Here is a 19,824-nt window from a genome sequence, read left to right on the forward strand (position 1 = left end):
CGCGGAGGGCGAACGCCCCGGCGTAATACACAGGATGTCCACGCCGACCCTCCGTTCCCTATGTCGTGCCCGACGTCGTTCTCGCAGGTCAGGATCACAGTGCCGTATTCATACGAAGCCCCAGTCTCACAGACGCTTTTCGACCGCGCTTCCCTCGTGACGCCCGGCGGCGTGAACTCACCGGTGCGGGCCTTCCGGGCCGTGGGCGGAACGCCCCGGTTCATGGTGTCCGGTTCCGGTCCCTACCTCACCGACGCGGACGGCCGTGAGTACGTCGACCTGGTGTGCTCCTGGGGTCCGATGATCCTCGGCCACGCGCACCCCGAGGTCACCGCCGCGGTGCAGGAAGCCGTGGCCCGCGGCACCTCCTTCGGCACCCCCGGCGAGGGCGAGGTCGCGCTCGCCGAGGAGATCGTGGCCCGCGTCGAGCCGGTCGAGCAGGTGCGCCTGGTCTCCTCCGGCACCGAGGCCACGATGTCCGCGATCCGGCTCGCCCGCGGTTTCACCGGGCGCGCCAAGGTCGTCAAGTTCGCGGGCTGCTACCACGGCCACGTGGACGCGCTGCTGGCCGCGGCCGGCTCCGGCGTCGCCACCCTGGGCCTGCCCGACACGCCCGGCGTGACCGGCGCTCAGGCCGGGGACACGATCGTGCTGCCCTACAACGACCTGGCCGCGGTGCGGGCCGCGTTCGCCGCGCACCCGGGCGAGGTCGCCTGCGTCATCACCGAGGCCTCGCCCGGCAACATGGGCGTCGTGCCGCCGGCGGAGGGCTTCAACCAGGGCCTCGCGGACGTGTGCCGGGAGAACGGCGCGCTGTACATCTCCGACGAGGTGATGACCGGATTCCGTACCTCGAAGGCCGGCTGGTACGGCGTCGACGGCGTCCGGGCCGACCTGCTGACCTTCGGCAAGGTCATGGGCGGCGGCTTCCCGGCCGCCGCGTTCGGCGGTCGCGCCGACGTCATGGGCCACCTGGCTCCGGCCGGGCCGGTCTACCAGGCGGGCACCCTCTCCGGTAACCCGATCGCGACCGCCGCCGGGCTCGCGCAGCTGCGGCTGCTGGACGACGCGGCGTACGAGAAGGTGAACGCGGTCTCGGCGGAGATCCAGGGCCTGGTCACGGGCGCGCTCGCCAAGGAGGGCGTGGCGCACCGGCTGCAGACCGCGTCCAACATGTTCTCGGTCTTCTTCACCGCCGACGAGGTGCGGAACTACGACGAGGCGAAGCGGCAGGAGGCCTTCCGCTTCAACGCCTTCTTCCACTCGATGCTGGCCGACGGCGTCTACCTGCCGCCGTCCGCCTTCGAGTCCTGGTTCGTGTCGGCCTCCCACGACGAGCGGGCGATCGAGCGGATCGCCGCCGCGCTGCCGGCCGCCGCCCGCGCCGCCGCGGAGGCGACGGCATGAGCGAGCCGAACGCCCCCGTGCGGGAGCGGGACGTCCCCGACGAGGACATCACCGTCGTCCATCTGATGCGGCACGGCGAGGTCCACAACCCGGACGGTGTCCTCTACGGGCGCCGTGCCGGGTACCACCTCTCCGAGCTCGGCCGGCAGATGGCCGACCGGGTCGCCGAGCACCTGGCCGGACGGGACATCACGCACGTCGTGGCCTCGCCGCTGGAGCGGGCGCAGGAGACGGCGATGCCGGTCGCGAAGGCCCACGGTCTGGACCTGGCGAGCGACGGGCGGCTCATCGAGGCGGCGAACGTCTTCGAGGGCAAGACCTTCGGCGTCGGGGACGGGGCGCTGCGCAAGCCGGCGAACTGGAAGCACCTGACCAACCCGTTCCAGCCGTCCTGGGGCGAGCCGTACGTGGAGCAGGTCGTCCGGATGATGGGCGCGCTCGACGCGGCGAAGGACGCGGCCCGGGGGCACGAGGCGGTCTGCGTCAGCCACCAGCTGCCGATCTGGATCGTCCGCAGCTTCGTGGAGAGGCGCCGGCTCTGGCACGACCCGCGGCGGCGGCAGTGCACGCTGGCCTCGCTGACCTCCTTCACGTACCGGGGCGACAAGATCGTGTCGGTCGGGTACAGCGAGCCGGCCCGGGATCTCGTACCGGCGCATCTGCTGGCCGGCGCGAAGCCGGTCAAGGGGAAGTCGAAGGCTTTCGGGGCGTAGTTCTCCACAACGCGGCGAGGGTTCTTCACAACGCGCCGCGGTCCGTCGCGACGCGGCGCTGTTCTCCATGTCGCGGCAGTGTTCTCCACGGCGCGGAGCGGTTTCGCGGGAGGGCGCCGGAGTTCTTCGGGATGGTCGTACAACCCGACTGGACAGTGCGGGAGCACAAGGTCCAGAGTTCAGGGCGGTCGATGGTGTTCATGCCAATCGACCGCCCTGAAATTTTTGTGCGAATTCCCGGAACCTACGTGTTCCTCCCGGCATCTCACTCATTGTCGGTTTGGATGACGTTCAGGTCATACGTCAGCGCGAATGGGGATGTCATGCGCGGAATCAGTGGGATCAGTCGAAGGGGGCTGCTCGGGGCCGGTGTTGGTGCCACTGCGGCGATGGGCGTCGCCGCGTGCAGTTCCGGCAATCAGGACAAGCCCGGACGTTCCGGACCCGGGAAGGGGGGCGACGTCTCGGCGGATCCGAGCACCCCCACCCCGACCAAGGACCGGGTACGGCTCATCGGCGACGGCTCCACCGCCGACACCGGGAAGCAGCCGCACCAGCCCGACGCCCCCGTCCCGCTCGAACCCGGCCAGACCCCGCCGCAGTTCGTGATCTTCTCCTGGGACGGCGCGGGCGAGGTCGGCAACGGCCTCTTCCCGCGCTTCCTCGAACTCGCCAAGAACCACGACGCGGCCATGACCTTCTTCCTCTCCGGGGTCTACGTCCTCCCCGAGTCGAAGAAGAACCTCTACCGCCCGCCGAACAACCGCGTCGGCGCCTCCGACATCGGCTACCTCACCGACGACCACATCAAGGACACGCTGAAGTACGTCCGGCAGGCCTGGCTCGAAGGCCACGAGATCGGCACCCACTTCAACGGGCACTTCTGCGGCGGCTCCGGCTCCGTCGGCAACTGGACCCCGGCCCAGTGGCAGAGCGAGATCGACCAGGCCATGAAGTTCGTCACCGAGTGGAAGACGAACAGCGGCTGGACCGAACTCGACCCGCTGCCCTTCGACTACTCCAAGGAGCTGGTCGGCGGCCGCACCCCCTGCCTCCTCGGCCAGGACAACCTGCTCCCCACCGCCAAGCGCCTGAACTGGCGTTACGACGCCAGCTCGCCCGGCGGCCGCCAGACCTGGCCCGTCAAGCGCCAGGGCGTCTGGGACCTCCCGCTCCAGGCCGTGCCCTTCCCCGGGCACTCCTTCGAGGTCCTGTCCATGGACTACAACATGCTCGCCAACCAGTCGAAGAACACGACGAAGGGCATGCCCTCGCGCTACCCGGGCTGGCGCAAGCAGGCGGCCGAGGCCTACCTCGCCGGCTTCACGCGCGCGTACGAGTCCAACCGCGCGCCCTTCTTCATCGGCAACCACTTCGAGCAGTGGAACGGCGGCATCTACATGGACGCCGTCGAAGAGGCGCTCAAGGGAATGGCCGGGAAGAAGGACGTCCGGCTCGTCTCCTTCCGGCAGTTCGTGGACTGGCTCGACGTCCAGGACCCGAAGATCCTCGACCGGCTGCGTTCGCTGGGGGTCGGCGAGAAGCCCACGGGCGGGTGGAATACTTTCCTCAGGCCCGCGTCGGGCGCCACGACGACCCCCTCGTCCACGCCGACCGCCTAGTTCCACCGGGGCGCGGGGCCGCCGATCGCTTAGGCGATCTTGACAAGGGGCTTTACGGGCACGTAGGGGGGTGCCCAAGATCCCCCAAACGCCCATGCGAAACTTTTCACATGAGCCTTGACCGTGCCCCTCGCCGCACCCTGCTCGCCGTCGGAGTGCTGTCCGCCGCCCTCACCCTCTCGGCCTGCGGCGGCGACAGCAACGGCAAGTCCGGCGGCGGTGGCAACACCAACTTCGTGACCAACACGGGCGGCATCTCCACCGCGGCCAAGGGCGAACGCGCGGCCACCGGAAAGCTCGCGGGCGAGACCCTCGACGGCAAGCAGCTCGACGTCGCCGACCTCAGGGGCAAGGTCGTCGTCCTCAACGTCTGGGGCTCGTGGTGCGCGCCCTGCCGCGCCGAGGCCCCGCACTTCGCGAAGGCCGCCAAGGACCTCAAGGCCCAGGGCGTCGAGTTCGTCGGGCTCAACACCCGCGACCCCAACAAGCAGCCCGCGCTCGCCTTCGAGGAGGACTACGGGGTGACCTACCCGAGCCTCTACGACCCACAGGGCGAACTGATCCTCTTCGGCTTCCCCAAGGGCACGCTGAGCCCGCAGTCCATCCCCTCCACCGTCGTTCTCGACAAGGAGGGCAAGATCGCCGCACGCTCCCTCATGGCGCTCAACGAGGAGAAGCTGAAGTCGATGATCGAGCCCCTCCTCAAGGAGAAGTGAGCCGGTGAACGAGACGGTCACCAGCGGAGCCCTGCTGCTCGCCCTGCCCCTCGCGGTCCTCGGCGGGCTCGTCTCCTTCTTCTCGCCGTGCGTCCTCCCGCTCGTCCCCGGCTACCTCAGCTACGTCACCGGGGTCACCGGCACGGACCTCGCCGAGAGCCGCCGCGGCCGGATGACCGCCGGGGCCGTCCTGTTCGTCCTCGGCTTCACCGCCGTGTTCGTCTCCGGCGGCGCGCTCTTCGGCTACTTCGGGTCGACCCTCCAGGAGTACCGGGAGACGCTCACCACGATCCTCGGCGTGCTCATGATCCTCATGGGCGTGTTCTTCCTCGGCCTGATGCCCTGGTTCACCCAGCGCGAGTTCCGCTTCCACAAGAAGCCCGTCGCCGGCCTGGTCGGCGCCCCGCTGCTCGGCGCGCTCTTCGGCATCGGCTGGACCCCGTGCATCGGCCCGACGCTCGCCTCGGTCAACGCGCTCGCCCTGGAGCAGGCCAGCGCCGGCCGCGGAGCGCTGCTCGCCTTCGCGTACTGCCTGGGCCTCGGCGTACCGTTCGTGCTCGCCGCCGTAGCCTTCCGCAAGGCGCTCGGCGCGTTCGGATGGGTCAAGAAGCACTATGTGTGGGTGATGCGGATCGGCGGCGGCATGATGCTCGTCACCGGTGTCCTGCTCCTCACGGGCGCGTGGGACAGCATGGTCGCCACGATGCAGGGCTGGTCCAGCGGTTTCACGGTGGGGATCTGAGTTCCATGAGCACGACCGACACATCCGATACGACGGAGAACGAGCGGAAGGCCGACGAAGCGGCCGGCGCCCAGCTCTCCACCGCACCCACCGAGGACCGCGGCGACACCGTCGTCGGCGGACCCACCCTCGGGGTCGTCGGCTGGGTCCGCTGGTTCTGGCGGCAGCTGACCTCCATGCGGGTCGCGCTGATCCTGCTCTTCATGCTCTCCCTCGGCGCCGTCCCCGGCTCCCTCATCCCGCAGACCAGCGCGGACGAGATGAAGGCGCAGGCCTTCAAGGACGCCCACAAGACCCTCACGCCGCTCTACGAGAAGCTCCAGTTCTTCGACGTCTACAGCTCGGTGTGGTTCTCCGCGATCTACATCCTGCTGTTCGTCTCCCTCATCGGCTGCATCGTGCCGCGCAGCTGGCAGTTCGTCGGCCAGCTCCGCAGCCGTCCGCCGGGCGCCCCCCGGCGCCTCGACCGGCTCCCCGCGTACACCACCTGGCGCACCGGGGCAGAGCCCGAGCAGGTCCGTGGGGCCGCGCTCACCCTCCTCAAGGGACGCCGCTTCCGCGCCCACCCCGAGGGCGACGCGATCGCCGCCGAGAAGGGCTACCTCCGTGAGGCCGGGAACCTGGCCTTCCACGTCGCCCTGATCGTGATGCTCGTCGCCTTCGCCTGGGGCCAGCTCTTCAAGTCCGAGGGCGGCAAGCTGATCGTCGAGGGCGACGGCTTCTCCAACACGCTCACCCAGTACGACGACTTCAAGTCGGGCTCGCAGTTCGGCATCGACGAGCTGGAGCCGTTCAGCTTCAAGCTCGACGCCTTCGACGGCACGTACGAGAAGAACGGCCCCCAGCGCGGCACCCCCCGCACCTTCGAGGCCAAGGTCTCCTACTCCCGGGGCGGCGAGGCCGAGAAGGCCGTCATCCGGGTCAACGAGCCGCTGAAGGTGGGCGACTCCAAGGTCTACCTGATCGCCCACGGCTACGCGCCGGTCGTCACCGTCAAGGACGGTCGCGGCAAGACCGTCTTCCACGGCGCCGTGCCGCTGCTGCCCATCGACAACAACATCACGTCCACCGGCGCCATCAAGGTGATGGACGGCTACCGCGACAAGAACGGCAAGAAGGAGCAGCTGGGCTTCCAGGCCTTCTTCGTGCCGACGTTCGCGGGCGCCGGCAAGGGCACGATGTTCTCCCAGTTCCCGGCGCTCGACTTCCCCGTGATGGCGCTCACCGGGTTCCACGGCGACCTGCGGGTCAACTCCGGTCTTCCGCAGAACGTGTACCAGCTCGACAAGTCCAAGATGACCCAGTTCACGGACGCGTCGGGCGGCAAGCTCGCCCAGCGGATGCTGCCGGGCGAGACGATGACCCTGCCGAACGGCGCCGGCTCGATCACCTTCGAGAAGGACGTCAAGGAGTGGGCGAGCTTCCAGGTCTCCCAGCAGCCGGGCAACGGCCTCGCCCTGGCGGGCGCCATCGCCGCGATCGCCGGTCTGACCGGCTCGCTCTTCATCCAGCGGCGCCGGGTCTGGGTCCGGGCCGTGCGGGGCGAGGACGGCGTGACCGTCGTCGAGATGGCGGGCCTGGGCCGCAGTGAGTCCGCCAAGCTCCCCGAGGAGCTGGGCGACCTCGCGGTCGCCCTCACGGCGGACGCGCCGCCGGCGCCGGACGCCGATCCGGAGGCCGTACCAGCTGAGGCGGCACCCCCCGCCGTACCCGAAGACCCTGCCCCTTCTGGAGAGGCCGACAAGTGATCCTCGCCGCCACGACCAACGAGAGCCTGGCGCGGATGAGCGACCTGCTCATCTACTCCTCGATGGCCGTCTACACCCTGGCCTTCTTCGCCCACATCGCCGAGTGGGTCCTCGGCAGCCGCAGCAAGGTCGGCCGTACGGCCGCCGCGCTCACCTCGCGCGGTGGCGCCGCCACCCCCGCCGTGACCGTCCAGGTCAAGCAGGCCGGCGGCACCACCGTCCTGGAGAAGCCGAAGGTCGTCACCCGCGCAGCGGCCGGCGCCCGTGACGTGCCGGACGGTCCCGGGGCGGCCGGCGGCACCGCCAAGGGCGACCTGTACGGCCGGATCGCGGTCTCGCTGACCGTCCTCGCCTTCCTGGTCGAGGCCTCGGGCGTGGTCGCCCGCGCGCTCGCCGTGCAGCGGGCCCCCTGGGGCAACATGTACGAGTTCTCCACCACCTTCTCCACGGTGGCGGTCGGCGCGTACCTCGGCTTCCTCGTCGCCAAGAAGAACGTCCGCTGGCTCGGTCTGCCGCTGGTCACGACCGTCCTGCTCGACCTGGGCATGGCCACCACCTGGCTGAAGACCCCCAGCGACCAGCTGGTCCCGGCGCTCGACTCGTACTGGCTGTGGATCCACGTCTCCACCGCGATCTTCTGCGGCGCGGTCTTCTACCTGGGCGCCGTCGCCACCCTGCTGTACCTCTTCCGCGACTCGTACGAGAACAAGCTCGCGACCGGCGGGAACCCGGGTGGCTTCGCCCGTTCCGTCATGGAGCGGCTGCCCTCGGCGGCCTCGCTCGACAAGTTCTCGTACCGGGTCAACGCGGCCGTCTTCCCGCTGTGGACCTTCACGATCATCGCGGGCGCGATCTGGGCCGGCGACGCGTGGGGCCGCTACTGGGGCTGGGACGCCAAGGAGGTCTGGTCCTTCATCACCTGGGTCGGCTACGCCGCGTACCTGCACGCGCGCGCGACCGCCGGCTGGAAGGGGCGGAAGGCCGCGTACATCGCGCTCATCGCCTTCGCCTGCTTCCTCTTCAACTACTACGGCGTGAACATCTTCGTCAGCAGCAAGCACTCGTACGCGGGCGTCTGAGCTCGCGGGTGACGGGCCCCGGGGCCACGCTTGAGGTATGAGCGAGATACCCCGGGGCAGGTGCGAGACCCACGACGGCGACGCGCATCTGCTGCGGTTCGCCGTCGAGCTGCCGCATCCCCTGCCCGACGTGTGGGCCGCGGTCGCCACCCCCGAGGGCCTGGCGGGGTGGCTGTGCGCGGCGGACCCGCTGGAGCCACGGCTCGGCGGCCCGGTCACCCTCCGCTGGCTGAACGGCGACACGGTGGTCTCGGGGCGGGTGACCGCCTGGGACCCGGAGTACGTGGCCGAGTACACGGTCGGTCCGACGCACGGGCGGATCCGGTTCCATCTGGAGCCGGGGTCCGCCGGGGGCGCCGGGTCGACCGTGCTGCGTTTCACCAACGAGACGCGCGGGACCCGCGCGTACCGGCTGGACTGTCTCGCGGGGTGGCACGACCACTTCGAGCTGCTGGCCGACGCCCTCGACGGCACTCCCGCCGACTGGGGTTCCTGGTCGGCCGAGCGGTGGGAGCAGCTGCGGCGGCTGTACGAGCGGGACGAGGCGCCCTGGCCGAAGTGGGAGCCGTAGGCCCGCGGGCCCCGCGGCCGGGCCCCGCCTCGCGTTCCCGGCCCGCGCGGGTCAGCCGCGCTTCGGCGGCAGGCACGCCGCCGCCGGCGGGCGGCCCTCCGGCCAGGCCATCTGGACGAAGCGCTGCGAGCCGTCCCGGGCCAGTTCCACGATCGGCACCGCCTTGTTGTACGGGTTGCCGTAGTTGTCGAGGCAGATCCAGCCGCTGGCGCCCTGGACCCGCAGCGAGCCCTTGACCTGCGGCCACTGGGTGCCCACGGCCGCCACCTCGGGGTACTGGGCGCCCTGCGGGGTGGCCTGGCGGATCGCGTGGACCGCCGTCGCCATCGCGTCGTAGGCGATGATCGCCTGGCCGTCCGCGAGCGCCACCGGCTCCTTCGCCGCGCGGGCGATGTCGGCCGTGAACGTCGTGTACGCGGCCACCGAGCCGCCGGTCGCCGGGACCGGCCGCCCCGCCGCCGGCTTCCAGGCGTCCGGGTGGGCGAGCGCGGCGTACCGCACGGTCAGCTTCGCCTTCAGGGCGTTCCGGTCGAGCTTCTCGTCCGCCCCCAGGTACGAGCCCTCGTCGCCGGTCAGGATCGTGAACGGGCGGTCGACGCAGCCGCGCGCGCCGAGCGCGTTGATGAACTGGCGCAGCTGGGTGTGGCGGCCCGCGAAGAAGATCGTCTCGGCGCGGGTGTCGCAGATCAGATGGGTGATCTGCCGGAAGGTGTTGGCCGTCGTGCCCTCCTCGGTCGGGTCGGGCGGCGAGGTGAAGAGCTGCGGTTCGTACGGGGCGCCCTTGAGGGTGGCGGAGAAGGCGGCCTTGAGGGTGTCGGTGTAGTGGTCGCCCTCGCGGGTGTCCTCGACGAGGAGGGCCTTGGCGGCGTCGACCCGGCCGTACGCGGCGAGGGCCCTGGCCTCGTCGCTGTTGGTGGGGGAGACGCGGGCCAGACCGGGGTAGCGGTTCCCGGCCGCGGGGCTGTTGGCGATGTCGTCGGCGGTGATGGTGGTGCCGACGACGGCGATCCCGGCCCCGGTGAGGGCGGCCACCGACTCCCGTACCTGGGTGGAGGAGGTGGCGACGCCGGAGACGGCCCGCAGCCGGTCGGGGCCGCCGGTCATGGCGATGAGCCGGTCGACGGTGCCGCGCCAGTGGGCGTTGCCCTTGCCGGTGTTGGCCAGGACGAGACGGATCTTGGGCGTCTCGCTGTTGGACGCGTGGTTGGCCCGGTACTGGTAGGCGTACGCGCCCTGGAGTTCGTGCAGCACCTTGACCCGCATGCCGCCGTCGGTCGAGGTCATCGGCAGGAGGACGGCGACGGTCGCGTACTCGCCGGGCTTCAGCGTGGCGTTCTCGCGGCCGATGGCCCCGGCGATCTCCGCGAGTTCGGGGATGCCGAAGGCATGGCCGTCGCCGTTGACGCCGACGCACTCGGTGCTGCCGACCGGCTTCTCGACGCCCGCCGCGCAGGAACGGTCCTCCGGGGTGGTGAGCCGCGCGACGCCGTAGCCGCCCAGGCCGAGGACGAGGGCGGCCACGACGATCGAGGTGACGACCTTCTGGCGGGGCGTGCGGAAGACCCGGCGTCGCACCCGGTCGAGCGGTCGGTCGGCCCGCCCGCCCGGTCCTCGGCCTGGTCCTCGGCCGGGTCCGTGGTCGGGTCCTTGCGCGGTCCGTCGGTCGGGCATGGCGTCAGACTCCGTCCTCGCGGCCCGGCGGCAGCGAGAGCTCCCGCCAGGCGCGGATGTCGCGCGGCCAGTGGGTGGCCGCGTCCCAGAGCGAACCGCTGCCCGACAGATGACGGCCGGAGAGGCGGCGCAGCTCGTGCGCGAGGCGGTCGGCCACCTCGTCGTCGGGCAGTGCGAGCGGATCGGTGAGCAGCCATACGGCGTGCAGCAACCGCCGTACGGACAGATGGAGTTCGACGACCTCGACGGCCTCGGCCGAGAGCTCCGGCGGCAGGTCGTCCGCCGGACCCCGGCCCAGGGCGATCGCCCGCCGCGGGTCGGGCCCGCTCCGGCCGCGCTCCCGGGGGTACGGCGCGGAGCCGATGAACCGCAGGGCGCCCAGCCAGCCCAGGACGTCCGGCTCCGCGAAGGTCGTCCGCAGCCGGGTGACGGCCGGTTCGGTGCGGCCGAGCGCCAGATCGTGGTGGAGCCGGTACGGGCCGGGGGCGGGGCCGTAGTGCCGGTGCAGGGTCTCGTGGACCGCGCGCCAGGCCGCGTACCGGGGGTGGTCGTCGTCCTCGAAGCGCAGCCGGTGCAGGAGCAGGGCGCGCAGCAGCGGGTCGGCGACGAAGTGGCGCGACTCCTGCGTGGGCGCCGTCCAGTTCTCGGACCGCAGCCGGTCGCGGACGCGCAGCGCCACGTCCCCGTCCAGTGACTCGCCCTGGAGCCGGGCGTGGGCGAGCATCCGGGCCGACTCCTCGTCGTGGGCGGCGGCCAGCACCGCGTACGGCCCCGGCCGGTGCACCGGCAGCAGTTCGGCGAGGAGGGTGGGGGCGAGGGGGACCGGCGGGGTGTCCTCGCGCAGTTCCACGGTCAGGTCGAGCAGCCGGCCCGGGGTGAGGGCGGCCCGGACGGCCGCGGGGGCCTCGCCGGCGGCCCGGCCGAGGAGGGCCACGCCGAGGGGCCGGCCGCCGGTCAGCCGGTGGACGGCGCGGGCCAGTCCGGCCGGGGTGCGCCCCGCCGGGTCGTGGCGGTCGAAGACGGACCGGGTCTGGGCGGGGGAGAGCGGGGTGAGCTCGACGGCGAGGATGCCGGAGCCGACGCGGGCGTCGCGCGGGCAGGGCGCCCGGTGCGCGGTCTCCGGCAGCCGGGTCCTGGTGGCGTGCCGCAGCCCCTCGTGCTCGTGGACGCGGGAGGAGGCGAGGACGACGACCCGGTCGCGGCGGCCGTCGGTGCGGGCGCGCAGGATCGGTTCGACGAGCTGCCGGCCGAGCGGTTCGTGGGCGTTGTCGAGGAGGAGCAGCGGGCGGCCGATCCGGCTGCCGCGCCGCATCCCGACGTACGGGTGGAGCAGGTCCTCGGTCAGGGCGCCGACGAGGAAGTCCTCGGCCTCGCGGCGGCGTCTGCCGCCCTGCTCGAAGTCGATCGCGAGCTGCTGGAGCCCGGCCTTCCCGCGGCCGCCCGCGTTGCGGTAGCTGCCGTACCAGCTCTCGGAGGTGCGCTGGAGGCGGCCGAACACCTCTTCGAGGACGGTCTCCACGGTGGCCTCGGCGAGCAGTCCGGCGAGCGGCACGGTGGCCTCGGCGAAGGTGGCGGCGAGCTTGGCGAGGACCTTGCCGACCCAGTTGGTCGCGGCGCCCCTGGTCGCGTCGACGGTCGCGAGCAGCGGTCCGAGCCGCTGGAGGTCGCGGCGGGCCCGCTCGTCGTCCTCCTGGGACCAGCCGAGCGAGGCGACGGCCACCAGGCCGAGCGAGAGCCGGGGGAACCGCACCGGGCGGGCGCCGAGCACCCTCGGCGACAGCTGTACGGCGAGTTCGGCGAGGGCCCCGGTGACCGGGGTCCAGCCGGGGCCGTGGTCTGCGGGCGGTTCGACGTGCGCGCAGTCGAGGAGGGCGAGCGGGGTGAACCCCTTGTAGCGGTTGCGGACCTCCTTGAGCAGGGCCGTCTTCCCCGTGCCCCGGCCACCGGTGAAGACCGTGACCGGCGGGTCGTCGCCGTGCTCGAACGGCACCCGTGAGGTGGCGCGCTCCGTGAGCCCGCTGAGACGTGCGACCAGCCCGGTCTCGTGCAGTGCCGCTTCGCGGCCGTACAGCTCTCTGTCCACGCCCCGTCACCCCCGTCACAGTCAACTCCAGGATATCGACGGTGTGTTGGGAAAGCGGTGGGCTTTTCGACTCTGTTGTGGAGGCGTTGCCGGTCTGTGGCGGGACCGGTTCCTGTCGACGGGTCAGTCCGTGGTGGCGATGGCGTCGAGCTGGGCCCGCAGGTATCCGTGCGACTCGATGCCGTGGATCGTCGTCCCCGGGGCGCACTCGTAGAAGTACACCAGTGACATCAGCTCCTCCTCCGGCGCGTCGGCCGGCGGCGGCAGCACCCGGTGCCGCCCGGAACGCCACCGTCCGCCCGTCCAGCCCGCCATCAGGTCTCCGATGTTGACGGTGAACGCGGCGGGGTCGTACGGGGCGTCCCGCCACCCGTCGGCCTCGGTGAAGACCTGGAGTCCCCCCTTGCCCGCCTCCCGGTCCAGGACGGTCACCGTGCCGAAGTCCGTGTGGGGTCCGATCCGGAACTGCCCCGGCTCCGGCTCGCCCGTCCGCTCCCGCCCCGGGTACCAGTTGACGTTGAAGCCGAACGTGGGGTGCCCGGTGTGCCGGGTGAAGAAGTCCCGCTCCTCGCCGAGCGCGACGCCGAGCAGGTCGAGGACCCGGTCGGACAGCTCCTTCATCTCTCCCAGGTACGTCTCCACCAGGGGCCTCAGCTCGGGGACCTCGGCGGGCCAGGTGTTCGGCAGGAACCACTCGGCGTCCACGACGGGGTCGCCGGTCGGCTCGTCCGCCGCGAACGACAGCGACTCCTTCAGGTCGGGCGGGGTCGCCGTCCCCTCCGCGTACCCGTTGGCCTCGGCGCCGGGCCCGAGCCAGCCGCGCCCGCCGACCCGCACGGCGTACGGCTCCTTGGCGGCGGGCGGCAGGTGGAAGAAGCGGCGCGCGCTCGCCCGGATCGCCGCCCGTAGCCCCGGATCCACGCCGTGGCCCTTCACCAGCAGGAACCCGGCCTCGCGCAGAGCACGGTCGACGGCCGGAAGCTGGGAGGCGGGATCGCGCCCGAGGTCGATGGTGGGCAGCCGGGCCGCGGGCGCCTCACTCATGGCCGATGTCCTCGTTCCACAGGGCGGGGTGCTTCTCGACGAACTCGCGCATCAGCCCGACGCACTCGGGATCGTCGAGCACGAGCACCTCGACCCCGTGCTCGGCCAGCCAGTCGTGCCCGCCGTGGAAGGTCTCGGCCTCCCCGACGACCACGCGCGAGATCCCGAACTGCCGGACGAGGCCGGAGCAGTACCAGCACGGCGAGAGGGTCGTCACCATGGTCGTCCCCCGGTACGAGCGCTGCCGTCCGGCGGCCCGGAAGGCGGCGGTCTCGGCATGGAGGGAGGGGTCCCCGTCCTGCACGCGCCGATTGTGGCCACGGCCGAGGAGGGTGCCGTCGGGCCCGTACAGGGCGGCCCCGATGGGAATCCCCCCGGCGGCGAGCCCGGCACGGGCCTCGCCGAGGGCGGTGGCGAGCCACCGGCGGGCTTGTTCCTGATCCATGGGGGGAGCCTTCCCCGATGGACCCCGGCCGTCACCCCCGCCGGTGACCCCGGCGGTGCGCGGCCCGCCCCGCCGCTGCCGCCGATCGGCTGAGGGCCCGGGTCCCACCGGCCCGGCGGCCGGAGGAGGGGCGGGCCGTGGACTTAGCTTGCCGGGTGCTCCACGGACTCGCGGAGCGTTCCGCCGTTCTACCGAGAGGTCTTCCATGCGTTCCCTGCTGACCGCCCTCGCCACCGGTGCCCTCGTCCTCGGCGCCGCCGGTGCCGCCAGCGCCGACGTCTACGTCGACTACGAGCCCGAAACCTCGCACACCATCGTCTTCGGCGACTGGCTCCAGTTCGCGCACGACGACGTCTTCAACGCCGGTCACGACAACACGGTCGGCTCCGACAACTGATCCCCTCCGACGCCCCCGATCGGCACAGCCGATCGGGGGCATCGGCAGCTGTCCCCACTGGCTCGTGGACCGGGTCCCGGAGCGCTCGTAGCGTCCCTGTCATGAGAAACGAAACGCGGGGAGCCGTCGAACTCACCCTCGCCATGGTGCTCTCCGGCACCCTCGGCGTCTTCGTCGTCGAGTCCGGGGCCTCGCCCTTCGAGGTCGTGTTCTTCCGGTGCCTCTTCGGCGCCGCCGCGCTCGGCGCCTACAGCCTGGCGCGGGGGTTCTTCACCGGGCACGGGTTCACCGGGCGGTCGCTGGGGCTCGCCGCCCTCGGCGGGGTGTTCATCGTCTTCAACTGGGTCTTCCTCTTCGAGGCCTACGACGCCGCCTCGATCTCGCTCGCCACCGTCGTCTACCACACGCAGCCCTTCTTCCTGGTGCTGCTGGGCGCGGTCTTCACGAGGGAGCGGATCTCCGCGGGCAGGCTCGGCTGGCTCGCGCTCGCCTTCGCCGGGCTGATCCTCGTCTCCGGCGTGCGGCCGGGCGAGACGGCCTCCCTCAAGGGGCTCGGGTTCGCCCTCGCCGCCGCCGTCCTCTACGCCCTCGCCACCTTCGTCACCAAGCGGATCAGCGGGGTGCGGCCCCATCTGATCGCGCTCGTCCAGGTCCTCGTGGGGCTGCCGGTGCTGCTGCCGTTCGTCGACCTCGGCGGTGCGAGCGGGCTCGGGAGCGGGTGGGTGTGGCTCGTCGGGCTCGGGGTCGTGCACACCGGGGTGATGTACGTGCTCATGTACGCCGCCTACGCCCGGCTGCCCCTCGCCAAGATCGCCGTGCTCGCCTTCGTCTACCCCGCCGTCGCCATGGGCGTCGACTGGGCCGTGTACGGCCACCACATCGGGCTCGTCCAGGCGCTCGGCGTCCCGCTGATCGTCCTCGCCAGCCTCAAGGTCATCCTCGCTGCTCGGCCACCAGCCGCCGTGCCTGCTCCACGAACAGCCGCACATGAGCCGGAAGCCGCTTCCCCCGTCGCCACGCGAGCTGGGTGAAGAGGGTGAACGGGGCCTCCCAGGGGAGGGGGACCAGGGTTCTGGCCGACAGCTCCGCCGCGACCGCCACCCGGGGCAGCAGCGCCACCCCGAGACCCGCCGCCACCCCGCGCTTCGTCGCCTCGATCGTGCCGAACTCCATGAACGGCGGCGCCCACTCCCGCAGCTCCTCCTCGAAGAGGTCGCGGTACGGGCAGCCCGGTTCCGTGCCGAGGAGGCGGGACGCCGCCAGGTCCTCCGTCGACAGGGCCGTGCGGCCGGCCAGCGGGTGGTCCGGGGCCGCCACCAGGACCAGCGGCTCCGGCGCCAGGACCTCCGACTCCAGGCCCTCGTGCTCCGTGTCCGGCTCCATCAGGAAGCCGACGTCGTACGTGCCCTGCCGCAGCGCCTGCCGCGTCTCGTCGCCGAGCGTCGGCCGCAGCGTCAGGCGCACCCCCGGATAGCGGTGGTGGAAGTACTCCAGGAGCGGCGGGAGCCGGTAGGAGGTGAGGGACTCCATGGTGCCGACGGAGATCGGGCCGGACGGCTCCGCCGCCTCCGTCACCGCTCCTCGCGCCTCCTCGGCCAGCTCGCCCATCCGGCGGGCGTACGGCAGGAGCCGCTCCCCGGCCCCGGTGAGCCGGATGCGGCTGCCGAGCCGCTCGAAGAGCTCCACGCCGAGCGAGGACTCCAGCGACTTGATCTGGCCGGTGACGCTGGACTGCGCGTAGCCGAGCTCGGCGGCGGCCCGGGTGAAGGAGAGGACCGTCGCCACCTTCTCGAAGGTGGCGAGGAGCCGCAGCTCCATCAGCTCTCGGTGTCCTCGTCGCGCTCGCGCTCGCGGTCGGGATCGCTCTTCTTCCGGTCCTCGTCGTCCGCCTTCGGGCCGGTGGCGCCGCCCCGCTGCTCGTCCTTCAGGGACTTCAGGAACTCCGGGTTGTCGTCGGGGGCCACCCAGCCGCCCGCTCCCGCTCCGCGCCCCGTCCTCGGCCGCCGCTCCTTGCCCGCGACGATCCAGCCGATCGCCCCGACCACCGAGAACAGCAGGACGACGATCGCCCAGACCGGCTTCGGGAGGTGCTTGACCTCTTCCTCGGGGGTGTTCAGGCAGTCGATGAAGGCGTAGATCATCAGCGCCAGCGGCAGGATGAACAGCAGCGCCCTGAGCATGTGGGAGAGCCCCTTGGAAGAGGTGGCGGGGGCGCGTTTCGGCGGCCCCGGTGACAGGTCAAGGGTAGCCGGTGACCGATACTTGCCCCTATGGCTTACGACGATCTCCGCTCGCTGCTCAGGGCTCTCGAGCGTGAAGGCGACCTCAAGCGCATCAAGGCCGAAGTCGACCCGTACCTGGAGGTCGGGGAGATCGTCGACCGGGTGAACAAGGCAGGCGGTCCGGCGCTCCTCTTCGAGAACGTCAAGGGCTCCTCGATGCCGCTCGCGATGAACGTCTTCGGGACGGACCGCCGGCTGCTCAAGGCCCTCGGCCTGAAGTCGTACGGCGAGATCAGCGAGAAGATCGGCGGCCTGCTCAAGCCCGAGCTGCCGCAGGGCTTCATCGGCGTCCGCGAGGCCTTCGGCAAGCTGGGCTCGATGGTCCACGTGCCGCCGAAGAAGGTGAAGGCCGAGAACGCCCCCGTGCAGGAGGTCGTGCTCACCGGTGACGACGTCGACCTCGACAGGCTCCCGGCGCTCTTCACCTGGCCGAAGGACGGCGGCTCCTTCTTCAACCTGGGGCTCACCCACACCAAGCACCCGGAGACGGGCGTGCGGAACCTGGGCCTCTACCGGCTCCAGCGGCACGACAAGCGCACCATCGGCATGCACTGGCAGATCCACAAGGACAGCCGCAACCACTACGCCGTCGCGGCGGCGAGGGGCGAGCGGCTGCCGGTCGCGATTGCCTTCGGCTGCCCGCCGGCCGTCACGTACGCCTCGACGGCCCCGCTGCCGGGCGACATCGACGAGTACCTCTTCGCCGGCTTCGTGCAGGGCAAGCGGATCGAGATGGTCGACTGCAAGACCGTCCCGCTCCAGGTCCCGGCGCAGGCCGAGGTCGTCATCGAGGGCTGGCTGGAGCCCGGCGAGACGCTGCCGGAGGGTCCCTTCGGCGACCACACCGGCTTCTACACGCCGCAGGAGCCCTTCCCCGCGCTGAAGATCGACTGCGTGACGATGCGGAAGCGTCCGCTGATCCAGTCGATCGTCGTGGGCCGGCCGCCGACCGAGGACGGTCCGCTCGGCCGTGCGACGGAGCGCTTCTTCCTGCCGCTCCTCAAGATCATCGTGCCGGACATCGTCGACTACCACCTGCCGGAGTCGGGCGGCTTCCACAACTGCGCGATCATCTCGATCGACAAGAAGTACCCGAAGCACGCGCAGAAGGTCATGCACGCCATCTGGGGCGCGCACATGATGTCGCTGACCAAGCTGATCGTCGTCGTGGACAAGGACTGCGACGTCCACGACCTGCACGAGGTGTCCTGGCGGGCCCTCGGCAACACCGACTACGCCCGCGACCTCACGGTCGTCGAGGGCCCGGTCGACCACCTCGACCACGCCTCCTACCAGCAGTTCTGGGGCGGCAAGGCGGGCATCGACGCCACGAAGAAGCTGCCCGAGGAGGGCTACACCCGGGACGGCGGCTGGCCGGACATGGTCGAGTCGGACCCGGATACCGCTGAACGGGTGACCCGTCGCTGGAAGGAGTACGGGCTGTGAGCAGCGATGCCATTCTGGGCGGTGGCAGCGCGGAGCCCGCTGGTCCCCGCAAACGCGGGGGTGTCCCGTCGTTCCTGCGGCTCGTGATGATCGAGCACTCGGTCTTCGCGCTGCCCTTCGCGTACATCGCCGCGCTCACCGCGATGTACCAGGTGGACAGGAACATCCACTGGTGGACGCTGTTCCTCGTCACCGTCTGCATGGTGGGTCTGCGGACCTTCGCCATGGCCTGCAACCGGATCATCGACCGCGAGATCGACGCGCGTAATCCCCGGACCGCCCACCGCGAGCTGGTGACCGGCGCGGTCTCCGTGCGCTCCGCGTGGACCGGGGCCGGGATCGCCGTCGTGGTCTTCCTCGGCGCCGCCGCCCTGCTCAACCCGCTCTGCCTGGCGCTCGCGCCGCTCGCCGTGGTGCCGATGGTGGTCTACCCGTACGGCAAGCGGTTCACGAACTTCCCGCACGCGATCCTCGGCCTCGCGCAGGCCATAGGGCCCATCGGGGCCTGGCTCGCGGTGACGGGGGAGTGGTCCTGGGACGCGGTGATCCTGGGCCTCGCGGTCGGCTTCTGGATCGGCGGCTTCGATCTGATCTTCGCCTGCCAGGACGTCCAGGCGGACCGCGCGCACGGCGTGATGTCCGTGCCGGCCCGCTTCGGCATCCCGGCCGCGCTGTGGGGGGCCCGCGCCTCGGCGGTCGTCGCCACCGGACTGCTGGTCTGGTACGCGCTGGTCACGGACGCGGGGGTCTTCTTCTGGACCGGTCTGGTGATCGCCGCGGTGGCGTTCTGCTACGAGCACTCGATCGTGAAGCCGGACGACCTGTCCCGGCTGAACCGGGCGTTCTTCACGGTGAACGGGTTCATCGGGATCGCCCTGTTCGTGTGCGCCCTCCTCGACCTGCTGGTCCGCGGGCTCACCCCGTAGCACCGGCCCGATGACGGATAGGCTCGACGGATGAACGACGGCAAGCGCACCCCCTGGATCGTGGGGGTTTCCGGGGCGTCGGGCACGCCGTACGCCGCCGCCGTGCTGAGGGGGCTGCTCGCCGCGGGGGAGAGCGTCGACCTCGTCGTGTCGCGGGCCTCGCGGCTCACGCTGCTCGACGAGACGGGGATCTCCTTCCGGGACGCGCACTGGCGCGAGGACCTGGCGGCCTGGCTGGCGCGGGGCGCCGACGGGAAGCCCGACACGTTCGACCTCGCGGACCGGCTGGCGGACGTGCGGTACTGGGCGGCCGGTGACCTGGCCGCGGGGCCGTCCTCGGGTTCGTACCCGGCGAAGGGGATGCTGGTGGTGCCGGCCTCGACCGCGGCGGTGGCGGGAGTGGCGCTGGGGCTCTCGAAGGACCTGCTGCAGCGGGTCGCGAGCGTGACGCTGAAGGAGCGGCGGCCGCTGGTGGTCGCGGTGCGGGAGACCCCGCTGAACGGGCAGACGCTCCGGCACATGGTGGCGCTGGACGAGGCGGGCGCTGTGGTGCTGCCCGCCTCTCCGGCGTTCTACGCGGGGGCGACGCACATCCAGGATCTGGTGGACTTCGTCGCCGGGCGGGTGCTCGACGCGGCAGGGGTGCCGCATCGGCTGTACCGCCGGTGGGAGGGAGAGCTCGGTGGAGCGACCCCCCGGTCTGGTTAGCGCTTCTTGGCGTGCTTCTTCTCGGCACGCTTCGCGGCGGCGGTCGGCTGGTGGGCACGCGAGCGGTTGGCCATCTCCTGCAGCTCGCGCATACGGGCGTAGGCCATCTCGATCGTGTACACGGTGAACACCACTCCTGAAAGATCGTCTTTGATCTGCTGAAAGATTCACAGGGCGTCTTCCCTGTGTACCTTAGATTCTATACCTAAACTCGCGGTATCGCT

The 19,824-nt window shown here is 71.5% G+C and carries 20 protein-coding genes; 13 read left to right on the top strand and 7 right to left on the bottom strand.

The window, feature by feature from the left end:
- Positions 1-60 precede the first annotated feature (60 nt).
- The 8 genes from hemL to ABT129_RS06120 all read left to right on the top strand — a co-directional run bounded on the left by hemL (position 61) and on the right by ABT129_RS06120 (position 8,598).
- Positions 61-1,407: a glutamate-1-semialdehyde 2,1-aminomutase gene (gene hemL, locus ABT129_RS06085; RefSeq protein ID WP_351897160.1), complete on the top strand. Its 1,347-nt coding sequence runs from the start codon at positions 61-63 to the stop codon at positions 1,405-1,407.
- A complete protein-coding gene (locus tag ABT129_RS06090; protein ID WP_351897163.1) occupies positions 1,404-2,120 on the top strand; it encodes a histidine phosphatase family protein in 717 nt (238 codons plus the stop codon). Before hemL ends, ABT129_RS06090 begins: the two co-directional genes overlap by 4 nt.
- Before the next feature lie 332 nt (positions 2,121-2,452).
- Positions 2,453-3,742, top strand: a complete 1,290-nt coding sequence (locus ABT129_RS06095; protein WP_351897582.1) for a polysaccharide deacetylase family protein — start codon at positions 2,453-2,455, stop codon at positions 3,740-3,742.
- Positions 3,743-3,852: 110 nt separating this feature from the next.
- Positions 3,853-4,458, top strand: coding sequence for a TlpA family protein disulfide reductase (locus tag ABT129_RS06100; protein WP_351897166.1), 606 nt, complete (start codon positions 3,853-3,855; stop codon positions 4,456-4,458).
- 4 nt (positions 4,459-4,462) lie between these two features.
- Positions 4,463-5,200 carry a cytochrome c biogenesis CcdA family protein gene (locus tag ABT129_RS06105; RefSeq protein WP_351897169.1) on the top strand — a complete coding sequence of 246 codons (738 nt, stop codon included), beginning with the start codon at positions 4,463-4,465 and terminating at the stop codon, positions 5,198-5,200.
- A 5-nt stretch (positions 5,201-5,205) separates the two neighbouring features.
- Positions 5,206-6,948: a cytochrome c biogenesis protein ResB gene (gene resB, locus ABT129_RS06110; RefSeq protein WP_351897172.1), complete on the top strand. Its 1,743-nt coding sequence runs from the start codon at positions 5,206-5,208 to the stop codon at positions 6,946-6,948.
- On the top strand, positions 6,945-8,027 hold the full coding sequence (gene ccsB / locus ABT129_RS06115; protein WP_351897175.1) for a c-type cytochrome biogenesis protein CcsB: 1,083 nt from the start codon (positions 6,945-6,947) through the stop codon (positions 8,025-8,027). The genes resB and ccsB overlap by 4 nt, the downstream gene beginning before the upstream one ends.
- Before the next feature lie 37 nt (positions 8,028-8,064).
- Positions 8,065-8,598 (top strand): SRPBCC domain-containing protein, encoded by a 534-nt coding sequence (locus ABT129_RS06120; RefSeq protein ID WP_351897178.1) that lies wholly within the window; start codon positions 8,065-8,067, stop codon positions 8,596-8,598.
- 51 nt (positions 8,599-8,649) lie between these two features.
- Here ABT129_RS06120 and ABT129_RS06125 read toward each other — a convergent pair whose 3' ends face one another.
- From ABT129_RS06125 to ABT129_RS06140, 4 genes are all read right to left on the bottom strand, one after another.
- Positions 8,650-10,173 carry a hypothetical protein gene (locus ABT129_RS06125; RefSeq protein WP_351897181.1) on the bottom strand — a complete coding sequence of 508 codons (1,524 nt, stop codon included), beginning with the start codon at positions 10,171-10,173 and terminating at the stop codon, positions 8,650-8,652.
- A gap of 100 nt (positions 10,174-10,273) precedes the next feature.
- The gene (locus tag ABT129_RS06130) at positions 10,274-12,352 is read right to left on the bottom strand and encodes an amino acid adenylation domain-containing protein (protein WP_351897183.1); all 2,079 of its coding nucleotides are present in this window, start codon (positions 12,350-12,352) and stop codon (positions 10,274-10,276) included.
- A gap of 123 nt (positions 12,353-12,475) precedes the next feature.
- Entirely contained in the window at positions 12,476-13,396 is a 921-nt protein-coding gene (locus tag ABT129_RS06135; protein WP_351897185.1) for an isopenicillin N synthase family dioxygenase, read from the bottom strand.
- On the bottom strand, positions 13,389-13,841 hold the full coding sequence (locus ABT129_RS06140; RefSeq protein ID WP_351897188.1) for a nucleoside deaminase: 453 nt from the start codon (positions 13,839-13,841) through the stop codon (positions 13,389-13,391). Before ABT129_RS06140 ends, ABT129_RS06135 begins: the two co-directional genes overlap by 8 nt.
- A gap of 205 nt (positions 13,842-14,046) precedes the next feature.
- Here ABT129_RS06140 and ABT129_RS06145 point away from each other — a divergent pair, with 205 nt between their 5' ends.
- Positions 14,047-14,238: a hypothetical protein gene (locus ABT129_RS06145; protein ID WP_351897190.1), complete on the top strand. Its 192-nt coding sequence runs from the start codon at positions 14,047-14,049 to the stop codon at positions 14,236-14,238.
- 101 nt (positions 14,239-14,339) lie between these two features.
- The gene (locus tag ABT129_RS06150) at positions 14,340-15,269 is read left to right on the top strand and encodes a DMT family transporter (RefSeq protein ID WP_351897193.1); all 930 of its coding nucleotides are present in this window, start codon (positions 14,340-14,342) and stop codon (positions 15,267-15,269) included.
- On the opposite strand, the gene ABT129_RS06155 is transcribed toward ABT129_RS06150, so the two are convergent.
- Together ABT129_RS06155 and ABT129_RS06160 are read right to left on the bottom strand one after the other, a co-directional pair.
- Positions 15,172-16,056: a LysR family transcriptional regulator gene (locus ABT129_RS06155; protein WP_351897195.1), complete on the bottom strand. Its 885-nt coding sequence runs from the start codon at positions 16,054-16,056 to the stop codon at positions 15,172-15,174. The genes ABT129_RS06150 and ABT129_RS06155 overlap by 98 nt on opposite strands.
- Entirely contained in the window at positions 16,056-16,418 is a 363-nt protein-coding gene (locus ABT129_RS06160) for a PLD nuclease N-terminal domain-containing protein (protein WP_351897198.1), read from the bottom strand. Before ABT129_RS06160 ends, ABT129_RS06155 begins: the two co-directional genes overlap by 1 nt.
- Before the next feature lie 90 nt (positions 16,419-16,508).
- Between ABT129_RS06160 and ABT129_RS06165 the strand changes: the two genes are divergently transcribed.
- Genes ABT129_RS06165 through ABT129_RS06175 form a run of 3 tightly spaced genes read left to right on the top strand, consistent with a single transcriptional unit; the run spans position 16,509 to position 19,600 of the window.
- A complete protein-coding gene (locus ABT129_RS06165; RefSeq protein WP_351897200.1) occupies positions 16,509-17,966 on the top strand; it encodes a menaquinone biosynthesis decarboxylase in 1,458 nt (485 codons plus the stop codon).
- Positions 17,963-18,892 (top strand): menaquinone biosynthesis prenyltransferase MqnP, encoded by a 930-nt coding sequence (gene mqnP, locus ABT129_RS06170; protein ID WP_351897202.1) that lies wholly within the window; start codon positions 17,963-17,965, stop codon positions 18,890-18,892. The genes ABT129_RS06165 and mqnP overlap by 4 nt, the downstream gene beginning before the upstream one ends.
- Positions 18,893-18,922: 30 nt before the next feature.
- Positions 18,923-19,600 carry a UbiX family flavin prenyltransferase gene (locus ABT129_RS06175; protein ID WP_351897204.1) on the top strand — a complete coding sequence of 226 codons (678 nt, stop codon included), beginning with the start codon at positions 18,923-18,925 and terminating at the stop codon, positions 19,598-19,600.
- On the opposite strand, the gene ABT129_RS06180 is transcribed toward ABT129_RS06175, so the two are convergent.
- Complete coding sequence (locus ABT129_RS06180) at positions 19,597-19,734, bottom strand: hypothetical protein (protein WP_351897207.1); 138 nt, start codon at positions 19,732-19,734, stop codon at positions 19,597-19,599. The genes ABT129_RS06175 and ABT129_RS06180 overlap by 4 nt on opposite strands.
- Between the last annotated feature and the right edge of the window lie 90 nt (positions 19,735-19,824).

The sequence above is a fragment of the Streptomyces sp. NPDC002057 genome, assembly GCF_040296665.1.
Lineage (GTDB): Bacteria > Actinomycetota > Actinomycetes > Streptomycetales > Streptomycetaceae > Streptomyces.